Annotated in this window: 12 protein-coding genes; 9 read left to right on the top strand and 3 right to left on the bottom strand. The window is 39.2% G+C overall.

What is annotated here, in order from left to right; translation table 11 throughout:
- Positions 1 to 505: 505 nt before the first annotated feature.
- The 3 genes from B5473_RS04590 to B5473_RS04600 are packed head-to-tail and all read right to left on the bottom strand — an operon-like array spanning position 506 to position 2923.
- Complete coding sequence (locus B5473_RS04590; RefSeq protein WP_079523887.1) at positions 506 to 1183, bottom strand: N-acetyltransferase; 678 nt, start codon at positions 1181 to 1183, stop codon at positions 506 to 508.
- The gene (locus B5473_RS04595) at positions 1184 to 2293 is read right to left on the bottom strand and encodes a mandelate racemase/muconate lactonizing enzyme family protein (protein ID WP_079523888.1); all 1110 of its coding nucleotides are present in this window, start codon (positions 2291 to 2293) and stop codon (positions 1184 to 1186) included.
- 18 nt (positions 2294 to 2311) lie between these two features.
- Positions 2312 to 2923, bottom strand: a complete 612-nt coding sequence (locus B5473_RS04600) for a flavin reductase family protein (protein WP_079523889.1) — start codon at positions 2921 to 2923, stop codon at positions 2312 to 2314.
- Positions 2924 to 3730: 807 nt separating this feature from the next.
- Here B5473_RS04600 and B5473_RS04605 point away from each other — a divergent pair.
- The 9 genes from B5473_RS04605 (at position 3731) to B5473_RS04645 (ending at position 12966) form a co-directional block, all read left to right on the top strand.
- Positions 3731 to 5005 carry an L-lactate MFS transporter gene (locus tag B5473_RS04605; protein WP_079523890.1) on the top strand — a complete coding sequence of 425 codons (1275 nt, stop codon included), beginning with the start codon at positions 3731 to 3733 and terminating at the stop codon, positions 5003 to 5005.
- Between the two features lie 155 nt (positions 5006 to 5160).
- Positions 5161 to 6345, top strand: a complete 1185-nt coding sequence (locus tag B5473_RS04610; RefSeq protein WP_079523891.1) for a YbfB/YjiJ family MFS transporter — start codon at positions 5161 to 5163, stop codon at positions 6343 to 6345.
- Positions 6346 to 6463: 118 nt separating this feature from the next.
- Positions 6464 to 7297, top strand: a complete 834-nt coding sequence (locus tag B5473_RS04615; RefSeq protein ID WP_079523892.1) for a MerR family transcriptional regulator — start codon at positions 6464 to 6466, stop codon at positions 7295 to 7297.
- A 112-nt stretch (positions 7298 to 7409) separates the two neighbouring features.
- A complete protein-coding gene (gene norA / locus B5473_RS04620; RefSeq protein ID WP_079523893.1) occupies positions 7410 to 8573 on the top strand; it encodes a multidrug efflux MFS transporter NorA in 1164 nt (387 codons plus the stop codon).
- Positions 8574 to 8640: 67 nt separating this feature from the next.
- Positions 8641 to 9843 carry an ornithine--oxo-acid transaminase gene (locus tag B5473_RS04625; protein ID WP_079523894.1) on the top strand — a complete coding sequence of 401 codons (1203 nt, stop codon included), beginning with the start codon at positions 8641 to 8643 and terminating at the stop codon, positions 9841 to 9843.
- Between the two features lie 71 nt (positions 9844 to 9914).
- Positions 9915 to 10475 carry an SLOG family protein gene (locus tag B5473_RS04630; protein ID WP_079523895.1) on the top strand — a complete coding sequence of 187 codons (561 nt, stop codon included), beginning with the start codon at positions 9915 to 9917 and terminating at the stop codon, positions 10473 to 10475.
- Positions 10476 to 10581: 106 nt separating this feature from the next.
- Positions 10582 to 10893, top strand: a complete 312-nt coding sequence (locus tag B5473_RS04635) for a hypothetical protein (RefSeq protein ID WP_079523896.1) — start codon at positions 10582 to 10584, stop codon at positions 10891 to 10893.
- 370 nt (positions 10894 to 11263) lie between these two features.
- Complete coding sequence (gene fumC / locus B5473_RS04640; protein ID WP_079523897.1) at positions 11264 to 12655, top strand: class II fumarate hydratase; 1392 nt, start codon at positions 11264 to 11266, stop codon at positions 12653 to 12655.
- Between the two features lie 86 nt (positions 12656 to 12741).
- Complete coding sequence (locus B5473_RS04645) at positions 12742 to 12966, top strand: hypothetical protein (protein WP_079523898.1); 225 nt, start codon at positions 12742 to 12744, stop codon at positions 12964 to 12966.
- The last annotated feature ends 14 nt before the right edge of the window (positions 12967 to 12980 follow it).

A 12980-nucleotide genomic window follows, 5' to 3' on the forward strand; every position in this document is an offset into this window, starting at 1 on the left:
CTAATATATAGTATATTAATCTTTCATGTTGAATATTATAACTATTTAAGAAAAGAAAAAATCTACTAAGTTACATTAGAGAATTTTGTAAGACATTAGCGATTACCATTAAACCATAGAAGAAATGGCCAATTATGTATGAAAACCTGTATGAAAACGAGTTAAATAAATAGTAATTTCATAGAAATGAAAGCGAAACCAATGCCTATAAATATAGATCTCACGGCATTTATCGCCACTTGTTTAAGTTGGTTTCCTTTAAAAAAGTACTTTACTTAATTTTCTGAATATTTTATAATTATGAAAAGGAGTTGATACACATGCCAAACTATACTTACATTGCATCTGACGAAAATGACGTATCTTACCTATACGAAGATAACAGTGATTGCTACGATCTAGATTGCTTTGACGACAATGATATTTAAAGGAGTATTCATACGACATGTACGGAATTAAATCGATAAAGGATGTGGCGAATAACTGATTATCGCCACATCCTTTATTATTTTACATATTGAATAAGCCAGTTCGGCCCTTCCGCACTCATCGATATACCGATAAAGCCTGATTTTAGAAGCTGCTGCTGTGCCTCTGTATTTTCCATTGGGACAAGTCGTTCTTCAGTCCACTCATATTCCTTATAAGGAAGTGACTTCATAAATACATAGCGCAGTTTCCCGCCATACTTCAGCTTCAATGCTGCAATATGCATATGTTGCGAAAACTTGTCCTTCAAACTTGCGATATTGCCCGGCATGACCGTTGCACAAACGGTATTAAATTTCGATTCATCCACTTGCTGCATAATGATGTCTGCCATCGTACGCTGCAAACGATAACCGCGATAATCCGGATGCACATTGGAAATTTCCTGATACAGTACTTTTCGCAATTCATCCTCTGTTTTCAAGCCAATATCATAGCCTAAATGTTCTTCATCTATCATCGGTTCCAGCAATGCCCGGAATGCGATTAATTTTCCTTCAACGAAAATACCGATCATCAGTCCGTTCCCGCTTAAAATAAAGCTCAGTTCTTCATTATCAAGCGGCTGCAATATTGCTTTGTCCGGCAGTGCATCGATTACTTCCTGCTGCAAAGTAATTAATTCCGGAATATGTGTTTCATCCAATAAGTAAACTTCATATCGTTCATTTCCTAAACATCCTGACGCAATCATTTACTGCACCACACTATGGTCACGTGTTAATTCCGCTAAAACCGCTTCGTCCACATCGACACCTAAACCTGCACGTTCATTCAACTGAATATACGGGACTTTATATTGAAGGTTTCCGATATCTTTTGAGAATTTTAACGGTCCTGTTAATTCCACACTCGTAAATACTTTGTTCGAAAAGGCAACATGGAAACCTGCCGCTGAACCGACCGAAGACTCGACCATTGAACCAATTTGGCATTCAATTCCCGCCATTTCCGCCATATGTGCAAGCTTTATCGCAGGATACATTCCCCCGCATTTCATCAATTTAATATTCACTTTGTCCGCTGCACGCTTTGCAATAATTTCGCGCATTTCACGTACACCGCGTAAACCTTCGTCAATCATGACAGGAATCGATGTTTTCGATTTAATTTCAACCATGCCATCAATATCATCCGCACGTACCGGTTGTTCAAGCCAGTCGATGTTCAACTGCTCCAGCTCACGAACTGCTTGCATCGTCGTTGAACTGTTTACCCAACCTTGGTTGACATCAACGCGAATGGCAATTTCATTTCCTACACGTTCACGCACTGCTTTAATGCGGGCAACATCACTCGCTACATCGCGTCCGACTTTCATTTTGAATGAGTTGTATCCCATTTCTACACGTTCTGCCGCTTCATTTGCCATCTTTTCAGGTGTTCCGATGCTTAACACATGTGTAATTGGGAACTTCTCATAGTAACGCCCGCCTGTTAACTGATAGGCAGGTACACCAAGTTTTTTCCCTGTCAGATCAAAGCAAGCGATATCAATTGCCGCTTTGGCAGCCGGTGCACTGTAGATGAGCGCATCCATTTTGGCATGGATCTTTTCAAAATTCATCGGGTTTTCCCCAATCATTGCTGGTGCCAGCGTATTTTTTAAAACAGCATAAGTGCCTTCCAATGTTTCACCTGTCACATGTTCATCCGGCACTGCCTCACCCCAGCCGACTAAACCGCATTGTGATGTCATCTTTACAATAATCGACGGCATGTTCGGATAAGTTCCGTAACTTACGATAAATGGTTCAATTAATGGTAATTCAATATTAAATAATTCAATTGTTTTAATTTGCATCTTTGTTGTTCTCCTTTATTACTCCGGGCGTTTAATTGTGAATTGCTCACCGATTTTTGCATAGTCATTTCCAGCAAGACGACTGATTGCGCCAAGTCCTGCCGGATCAATTCGACCATCTTCATACAGAGTTTCTTCTATATGATAGTATACGACTTTACCGATGATCAGGTCGCAGCCTGCAGTTTCATCATCGCCGCCAAGTTCCAGCGCTTTTTCAAGGACACATTCAAGGCGGACTTTCGCTTCCTTTACACCTGGAACATCAATTTTGTCACTCTTTACTAATGACATTCCAGCAAGTGCTACTTCACTTTCATTTGACGGTAAGTTAGCTGCAGTTTCATTTACTTGCTTTACATTTTCAGTATCGACAATATGTACAACAAATTGCCCTTTTTCAATAATATTTCTTGCCGTATCTTTTTTCTCCCCTTTTTTCCGTTGGATACTTACCGAAACCATCGGAGGATTTGAAGACACTATATTGAAGAAACTAAATGGTGCAGCATTTACGACACCTTCTTCAGAAACGGATGTAACAAAAGCGATCGGTCTCGGAATGATGGAACCAATCAAAAATTTATAATTTTCACGTTCGGATAATTGTTTCGGATCTATTTTTTTCATAAAAATTCGCCTCTTTTCTTATCACTAATTTGACTTTAGAGAACAGAACGTAACACGTCAATTAATTTATTTGACCATAAATAAGGAACAAGGATTTTTATACATATCCCTCCAGTTCCATTTTTTATGTGATTTTAAAGCCATTTTCACAGGCTTTATTTAAGTAAATAAAACAAAAAACTCTTTCATACTCTAAAAATTTTTCTTTTTTAATCATAATTCTTCAGCGTAACTTCAAAAATTTCATTTCCTGCAATCTGTTATAAACAGTTTCAACATACTTAATAAAAATTAGTAAAGAGAAAGGTTTTCTGGACTAACTCCCCCTCAAAACGTTGATTTATCAATGCATAAAGCATATATCGAGTTAATTCCATGTGTATTAGTAACTGTTATATTATGAGTTCAAAAGTATTTTTAGTAAATTTCTTTTATGCATTTAAGAGAAATTATGGGTACAACTAAGTATTTTTAGTTATTTAAATAGAATTTATTATAGTTTACAATATTATCCTCCCCTTAATACATTGTTATATTGAACAAACACTCAACCCTTGAGAAACCTTGATTTATCAACGTTAAAGCGCCATTTAACCATCAAAAAATATTTACTTTAAGTACAGATTTGTTACCCAAAAGAGAAATATATGTTTTTTCGAGATAATTTATTTTAAGAAATTCTACTTGCGCAACATAATAAGTTAATGTTAAGTTATTGTACATGGACGTTCATACTTTAGACATAACTACTTCAAGTAGAGAAATGTCGTATAACCGATATTTATTTTTGTGTGAGGGGGAATATTTTTGAAAAAGAATCGTTGGTTAATTGCTGCATCAGCAATCGCTATTCACCTTTCGATCGGTGGAGCTTATGCATACAGTGTGTATAAAAATCCAATTGCTTCTGAGCTTGGATGGGATGCATCGCAAATTACAATTGCGTTTACAATTATGATGGGGTTAGCAGGTTTTGCTGCCGCACTATTTGGTAGTACAGTAGAAAAATTAGGACCGAGAAAAGCAGCAATGGTTGCCGCAGTACTCTTTGGTTTAGGTCAAGGTGGCGCAGGGATTGCAATCGCTATGGATTCGGTTGTCTTATATTGGTTAACTTACGGGTTATTAAGCGGTCTTGGAATGGGGATCGGTTATATCGCTCCAGTATCAACACTTGTTAAATGGTTCCCTAACCGTCGTGGTTTAGCCACAGGGATGGCTGTATTAGGATTCGGTTCAGGTGCTTTAATTACAGCGCCGGTTGCCGTAAACTTAATGGAGTCTTTCGGTATTTCAAACACTTACTTTATTTTAGGAATTAGCTATTTTGTATTAATGATGCTTGGTGCACTTTATATCGCTCCGCCTAAACCGGGCGAAGTAGAAGAAGCTGTTGCATCAGGAAAAGCAAAAACAACTGAAATTGCACAAATGTCTGCTCGTGAAGCTGTTCGTACAAAGCAGTTCTGGATGCTTTGGGCAATGCATTTAATTAATGTTACATCTGGTTTAATGTTGATTTCTGTTGCTTCTCCAATGGCGCAGGAAATTGCAGGTTTATCTGTAGCTGCAGCTGCAGCAATGGTTGGATTAATGGGCTTATTTAATGGTGGCGGTCGCTTACTTTGGGCAGCAGGATCAGATTATATCGGGCGTTCTAACGTTTTCGTTATTTTCTTCACGATTCAATTAATTGCCTTTATTACACTACCATTCACAACGAACGCTATTTTATTACAACTGTTCATTTTCTTAGTGGTTAGTTGTTATGGCGGTGGTTTCTCGAATTTACCAGCATTTGCAAGTGATTTATTTGGTACGAAACAACTTGGTGTTATCCACGGATATTTATTAACAACTTGGTCACTTGGTGGGATTTTCGGTCCACTAATTGCATCAACTGTTTATGAAGCTGCAAATAGCTATGTACCATTGTTTTACTTATTCAGTTTCTTAATTGCAATTTCATTAGGGATTTCTTTATTAATGCGCTCGAATGTCAACAAAATGAAAAAACAACGCGCAAAGGAAGAAGAAAGTACAAAACACAAAGGGAAACAGGGAGCACCTGCTCATTCATAAGGGGATTATATAGAGATGAAACGGAAGTATCCAACTTTCGTTTCATCTCTTTTCTTTTTTAGTTTCTCTCATTTTTGCGGGTATTTTCTCTATTACTCTTGAATTTAAGAGTGTTACAATTACTTTAAGGGATGTTTTTTCCAGGGGGGATGTTCATGAACCGTCAACATTTCAGTGTTATTTTAGGGGGCATTTTATTTTTAGCTGTTGCAATGGGGATTAGCCGCTTTGCTTTCACACCGATTTTACCGTTCATGCGTGTTGATGAAAACTTATCGTTTTCACAAGGCGGTTGGCTCGCATCAAGCAATTATATAGGGTATTTCATCGGAGCTTTAGGTGCCGGCTTTGTTTACAAGTCAAAAAAGAACTTTCTATTAATAAATGTATTTCTGAATGTGTTCTCAATCATTTTAATGGGATTGGTTGAATCTTATTTAATCTGGATACTTTTACGTTTTATCGCCGGCTTAACGAGCGGCTTCATATTTGTTCTTACATCAAGTATCGTAATGGATTATTTAGCGGCAAATTTATTAACCCACTGGAGCGGCTATTTGTTTAGCGGAGTTGGATTGGGTATCGCGTTATCAGGACTTTTCGTACCATTCTTTGAAGCAAGCTTTAACTGGCAAGGGTCCTGGCTTGGGCTTGGCGCATTATCTGTCTTATTTTTAGCAACGACAATCTTTTTATGGCGAAAGTTAAGCGTTGCGAATCACATAAAGGAACCAAAGTCTGCTGACAACAATATTTGGCGCGGGTTTATGCCATGGCTGATTATTGCATACGGCTTGGAAGGACTCGGCTATATTATTACAGGCACTTTCTTAGTCGACATTATTTATAATATCGAATCACTGCGTGCCTATGCCGGATATAGTTGGGTACTTGCCGGGCTGGCTGCTATTCCGTCGGCACCGATCTGGATGAAATGCATGTCTCGCTTCTCTACGGTTTCGATGATGACTACAGCCTATTCCTTGCAGATTATCGGCATTCTGCTTCCTGTCTTATCACAATCTGCATGGAGCGTATTAGTGTCGGCGATGTCGTTTGGTTTTACGTTTGTCGGACTCGTAACAATGTCGACTGCCTATGCCAGACAGCTGTTTCCAAAGCAGAGCAACTATGTCGTATCGATACTGACTACGTTCTATGCTATCGGGCAAATTATCGGACCGGTAATCGCATCTCGTCTGGAAACTCATTTTCGCACGTTTAAAGCCCCCCTGCTGTTTGCAGGAGGTACCGTTACAGTCGCGCTTGTATTATTACTGGTAGGGTATTTCTACAGCAGAAAAAGTCCTGTACATCTAACTGCGAATATAAAATATTGAACCTCAATCACATCTCATGAAATATGGAGGTGTGATTTTTTCCGTTTCCCAAAATAATTTACCCCCTATCCCGATTAATGTTAAGATACCGATAACATTGTACTTCGGAGGACATCCTATGGAAGAAAAACATTATTCAATCGGCGAGGTTTCCAAACTGACGAATATCTCTATACAAACATTACGCTACTACGATCAGATCGGCTTATTCAAACCTTCCCATGTCGATCCTAAAACAAATTACCGCTACTACAAAGACTCACAATTTTACCATTTGGATATTATTAAATCATTGAAATATATCGGTGTCTCATTGGAGGAAATTAAAGCAGCGCAACAGTTCACCCCTGCCGAACTTCTCTCCTTTTTGAAGCAGCAGGAAAGTGTCATTGAACAGCAAATGAATCGCATGTACGAAATTCAGCAGTCCTTATATAAAACGAAAAGGCAGATGGAAGAACAGCTGGCGATCGATGTAATGGATACGGTCTATTTCAAAAATGAAGAATCGGTCCGTATTTTATCGATTAAAACAAATGAACTGACGCCGTACTATATTCCAAATACGTACTACAGTTCCTTAATTAAAACATTGGAAGTTGAAAACAGCTTGCTGAGCAATCGGTATGGATGCATTTTTCCTTACGAGCAATATGACAGCCTGGATGAACTGCATTACAGTCATGTTTTTACACCGCTCATCACAGACCGGTATATTACCCACTTAACAACTGATATGGACGTGAAAACGATACCTGCAGGACGCTATGTATGCATTGCGTTCATTTTTGAACGGGACACGTATTTAACACAATACCAGAAGCTTTATCATTATATAGAAGAGCATCATTTACAGGTTGTTCCGGTTGTCTATGAAATCTTCATGCCTCTTAACTATTCTCCAAACGAAGAGGACCAGTTCATCGTGGAATTAAAGATTAAGCTGCTTTAACTAAATTTAACATTTACTTAAAACAGTTCTATTGACTCTATAGCTACTGTAGGGTTTATGTTAAGAAGTGCGGATTAACGATTTTTTCACAACTTAATAAGGAGCAATAAAAATGAAAGACTATAAAATAACATTAGGGTTACTATTATTAAACCTGTTCATCGCCTTTCTAGGAATCGGTTTGGTTATCCCGGTACTCCCTACTCTAATGAATGAACTGCAGTTAAGCGGCCAAGTTATCGGCTATTTGACAGCAGCATTCGCAATTGCACAACTGATTGTTTCACCACTCGCTGGTAAAGCGGTTGATAAATATGGACGTAAAATTATGATCGTCCTCGGATTATTTATTTTCGGTATTTCGGAATTTCTATTCGGTTTAGGGAAAACGATAGAAGTTCTTTTCATTTCCCGTGTGTTAGGAGGGATCAGTGCGGCGTTTATTATGCCTGCTGTTACGGCCTTTATTGCGGATATTACGACAATGGAAACACGTCCAAAAGCACTTGGCTACATGAGTGCGGCAATTAGTACTGGTTTCATTATCGGCCCCGGCATCGGCGGATTTTTAGCCGATTTCGGTACTCGTGTGCCCTTCTACTTTGCAGGAGCACTCGGTACAACAGCAGCAATCTTATCGATTATTTTACTGCGTGAACCGGAACGCAATGCGGAAAACACGGAAAATGCACCGGTTCAAACATCCGGGTTCAAACGCATTTTAGAACCGATGTACTTGATCGCATTTATTTTAATTTTTGTCGCATCATTTGGACTCGCGGCTTTCGAATCGTTCTTTAGTCTGTTTGTCGATCATAAATTCGGGTTTACCCCTATGGATATCGCAATCATTATTACAGGTGGCGCGATTTTCGGAGCAGTTGCGCAAGTAGTGCTGTTTGACCGGCTTGCACAAAAATGGGGAGAAATTAAACTCATTCGCTACAGCTTGATTTTATCGGGCATTCTCGTATTTTTAATGACTGTTGTCAGTTCATATTTTGCTATTTTACTTGTTACATGTATCGTCTTCATCGGCTTCGATTTATTCCGTCCTGCCGTTACGAGTTATTTATCAAAAATTGCCGGCAATGAACAAGGTTTCGTCGGGGGCATGAACTCGATGTTCACAAGTTTAGCGAATATTTTCGGTCCGATTTTAGGCGGGATGTTATTCGATATTGATATTAACTACCCATATTACTTTGCAACGGTTGTCATCTTCTTCGGTATTCTGTTAACATTAATTTGGAAGAAACCTGCATCGTATATGTAAATTTTTTCTGTCTTTTGCAATGGATTTATCTGTTTTACAAGTAAATTTGCTTAAGGAGGATTTCATCATGACAACAAAATCAAAATCAGAACAACTTATTTCAACTACGGAAAAATTCGGGGCGCATAACTATCACCCACTTCCGATCGTAATCGAAAAAGCAGAAGGTTCTTGGGTGACAGACCCTGAAGGCAATCGTTATTTAGATATGCTTTCCGCGTATTCTGCCTTAAACCAAGGTCATCGCCATCCGAAAATTATCCAGGCATTAAAAGATCAGGCAGATGCTGTGACACTTACGTCACGTGCTTTCCATAGTGCGACATTAGGCGTGTGGTATGAAAAGGTCAGTAAACTAACGGGCAAAAATATGGTGCTGCCGATGAATACAGGCGCTGAAGCTGTCGAAACGGCCATTAAAACAGCCCGTCGCTGGGGATATGAAGTAAAAGGCATCGAAGCAAACAAAGCGCAAATTATTGGCTGTAACGGCAATTTCCACGGTCGTACAATGGGTGCTGTGTCTTTATCCTCGGAAGGGGAATATAAGCGCGGATTCGGTCCGATGCTGGAGGGCTTCACATTAGTTCCTTACGGAGATATTGATGCATTGAAAGAAGCCATTACACCGAATACAGCGGCATTTATCGTCGAGCCGATCCAGGGAGAAGCAGGTATAATTATCCCGACAGAAGGCTTCTTAAAAGCAGCGTTTGAACTATGTAAAGAAAATAATGTTCTGTTTATTGCAGATGAAATCCAAACAGGTTTATCACGGACAGGAAAACTGTTTGCCTGCGAATGGGAAGATGTTACACCAGACGTCTATATTTTAGGTAAAGCGCTAGGCGGCGGTGTTTATCCGATTTCCGCAGTTGTCGCAAATGAAGATATCCTTGGTGTTTTCAATCCAGGTTCACACGGCTCGACTTTCGGCGGTAACCCGCTGGCATGTGCCGTATCGATTGCAGCGATTGATGTATTAATAGATGAAAAGCTGACAGAGCGTTCATTGGAGCTTGGCGACTACTTTAAAGCACAGCTTCAGACAATTGAGAACCCGGTGATCAAAGAAGTGCGCGGGCGCGGTCTTTTCATAGGCGTTGAGCTACACGAATCAGCTCGTCCCTACTGCGAAAAGCTGGCAGAACGTAAATTACTTTGCAAAGAAACACATGACACAGTAATCCGCTTCGCCCCACCTTTAATCATTTCAAAAGAAGACTTAGATTGGGCAATCGAGCAGATTAAAGATGTTTTTAGTGAATAAATAGTATATTAAGAGGGCGCTGTGTTATGCATAGTGCCCTTATTTTATTGATGGTTAAGCAAAGGAGACTTATGATGAAATCACTTTATATTACAGGCTACCGTCCACATGAACTGGGGATATTTAATGACAAACATCCTGGTGTCCCGGTTATTAAAAAGGCACTGGAAAACCAGCTGCGCATTCTTATAGAAGATGGGCTAGAATGGGTCGTGATCAGCGGCCAGCAAGGTGTTGAAACATGGGCGGCACAAGTTGTACTTGAACTTAAAAACAACTACCCGGAACTCAAATACTCCATTATCACCCCATTCTTGGAACAGGAAAAGAATTGGAATGAGCATAAACAAGAGACCTATATGCATATAGTAAGTAAGGCCGATTTTGTGACAAGCGTGACGAAGCGCCCTTATGAAGCTCCATGGCAGTTTATCGAAAAGGACAAGTTTATTATCGATAACACGGATGCGACATTGCTCGTCTACGATGAAGAAAATGAAGGGTCCCCAAAATATGTGCTTAGCCTCATCCAAAAGTATATGGAACAGCATGATGAATATGAGATGTTGATGATCAATGCTTATGATTTACAAATGGTGGCTGAGGAAATGCAGCAAGGAGATGATTGGTAAAAAATATGCAAATGTCTAAATTTAGTAAATATTCTGATTACAGCCGTTCGTTTTGGGGTATAATATATTAAACAAATTATATTTTACTATTCAAGGAGGCCACATTATGAACCAATTGACGATGATTAATGAAACAACACCAATTAATATCGCGCACCATACGTATAAACGTGAGTGCCGATATACTAGAGGCATCAACATTCCCCTTGCAGATATCGAAAGAATTTTATACGGGTTGAGCGATGATGCGCTTCACTATTTTGAGTTCCATAATATCGCTAAAGAGATTAAGCAAGGAACATTATTAAATGGCTATGCGGGTCTTGCAAATATTATTTCAGACTATTATAAGAACGAAAAAAATATAGAAATTCCTGAACTGACAAACGGTCGCGATTTTTATGTAAAAATAGTTTAACAAAATTAAGGGGATGACTTCCTAAGTGAATACCAAAAACAACAACGTCTAAAGTATCCTATTTGGTTCGGTGCTTTCGGCGTTGTTTTACATATTGGGAGATTCAGCAAATAGAATTTTCTAAAAATTTGTTTAATAAAAGTATTGACTTTCTAATTGATAAAGATTATCATTATCATTGTAAGGTTAGTAAAACCTTTTCGATACTGTTCCCCCCAGTTCAGATTCGAAACTCATTAATTACTTTTCTCATATTTCGAAAAGATAAAAGGATTTATCTTTTCTCCTGAAAGAATGGCAAATCCCCTCACACGATTTGCCATTTTTTCATGAAAATTTGGGTATACATATATTAAAGGAGATGATTTAGTTGGAATTCCGCATTGAAAAAGACACTTTAGGTGAAATTCGTGTACCAGCAGATAAAATTTGGGGTGCACAAACACAGCGAAGCAAGGAAAACTTCCAAATTGGCACAGAAAGAATGCCAATCGAAATTATTCGTGCCATGACTATTTTGAAAAAAGCAGCGGCCATCGCCAATAATAATTTGGGCAAGCTGTCCGATGTGAAAAAAAATGCGATTGTGGAAGCAGCCGATGAAATTCTTGCTGGCAAATGGGATGAACACTTCCCTCTTGTCGTTTGGCAAACAGGCAGTGGTACACAGACAAACATGAATGTGAACGAGACGATTGCCCACTTGGCGAATGAAAAGCTGACGGTAGCCGGCTCGGATGAAAAAGTTCATCCAAACGATGACGTCAACAAATCACAAAGCTCGAATGACACATTCCCTACTGCGCTACATATTGCTGCAGTCGAAATCGTAGAGAACTACTTAATGCCGCGCTTAAAGCTGTTACAGGCGACATTGAAAGAAAAAGCGCTAGCGTTTAACGATATTATTAAAATCGGTCGTACGCATTTACAGGATGCAACACCGCTTACACTTGGTCAGGAAATTGGCGGCTGGCACCATATGCTGTTAAAATGCGAAAAAATGATTATGGTGAACACGCAGTTCATGAAGGAGCTTGCGATTGGCGGTACTGCAGTTGGTACAGGCATTAACGCCCATCCGGAATTCGGTGCACGTACAGCTGCAGAAATCAGCAAACTAACAGGCATTGAATTCACATCTGCGGAAAATAAATTCCATGCACTGACAAGTCATGATGAAGTTGTGACAGCACACGGTGCATTAAAAGCATTGGCGGCGGATTTAATGAAGATTGCCAATGATGTACGCTGGCTGGCAAGTGGTCCGCGCTCGGGTATCGGTGAGATTACAATTCCTGAAAACGAACCAGGTTCATCAATTATGCCAGGTAAAGTAAACCCGACACAAAGTGAAGCGATGACAATGGTCGTGACACAAGTTGTCGGCAATGACGCAACAATCGCTTTCGCAGCTTCACAAGGGAACTTTGAATTGAATGTATTCAAGCCAGTAATCATATACAACTTCCTGCAATCAGCACGTCTGTTGGCCGATTCGATGAAATCGTTCAACGACAATTGCGCAGTCGGTATCGAGCCGAATATGGAAGTATTGGACGCTAACCTGAAAAATTCATTAATGCTTGTTACTGCGTTAAACCCGTATATCGGTTATGAAAATGCGGCGAAAATCGCAAAAACGGCGCATAAAGAAGGCACAACATTAAAAGATGCGGCCATCGCATCAGGGCTTTTAACTGAAGAGGAATTTGAGCGTTACGTTGATCCAAAAACGATGATTTATCCAAATGCTGAATAATTTTTAACGATCCTACACAACCTTCCAACAAGTTTAGTCAATTACTTTTAGCCGGTAATAAACTATTGTTGAGGAGGTTGTTTTTATTGAAAAAAATCCAATTTGTAAAGGATGGTTATGAAATCGTCGTAAATATTCGCAGAAATATACAGAATGAAACTACTAAATACGTTGAAGCAGATGCCTATTATAATGATTTTGGCAATTACCGCATATTAGTTTTAGGAGATACTGTGGAAAAAGTAGTGGAACTTGCAACACATGAGCTTCTAACTAATCACCCATTTGAGAAAATCATATTAGATTATTAAGTCATATTTAAAGG

The sequence above is a fragment of the Solibacillus isronensis genome (assembly GCF_900168685.1).
In the GTDB taxonomy this organism is placed as follows: Bacteria; Bacillota; Bacilli; order Bacillales_A; family Planococcaceae; genus Solibacillus; species Solibacillus isronensis_A.

Coding starts and splice junctions, on each gene's coding strand:
- B5473_RS04635 (WP_079523896.1), top strand. CDS start 10,582: ATGAACCAATTGACGATGATTAATGAAACAACACCAATTAATATCGCG.
- B5473_RS04625 (WP_079523894.1), top strand. CDS start 8,641: ATGACAACAAAATCAAAATCAGAACAACTTATTTCAACTACGGAAAAA.
- B5473_RS04630 (WP_079523895.1), top strand. CDS start 9,915: ATGATGAAATCACTTTATATTACAGGCTACCGTCCACATGAACTGGGG.
- B5473_RS04590 (WP_079523887.1), bottom strand. CDS start 1,183: ATGATTGCGTCAGGATGTTTAGGAAATGAACGATATGAAGTTTACTTA.
- B5473_RS04595 (WP_079523888.1), bottom strand. CDS start 2,293: ATGCAAATTAAAACAATTGAATTATTTAATATTGAATTACCATTAATT.
- B5473_RS04600 (WP_079523889.1), bottom strand. CDS start 2,923: ATGAAAAAAATAGATCCGAAACAATTATCCGAACGTGAAAATTATAAA.
- B5473_RS04610 (WP_079523891.1), top strand. CDS start 5,161: ATGAACCGTCAACATTTCAGTGTTATTTTAGGGGGCATTTTATTTTTA.
- norA (WP_079523893.1), top strand. CDS start 7,410: ATGAAAGACTATAAAATAACATTAGGGTTACTATTATTAAACCTGTTC.
- B5473_RS04615 (WP_079523892.1), top strand. CDS start 6,464: ATGGAAGAAAAACATTATTCAATCGGCGAGGTTTCCAAACTGACGAAT.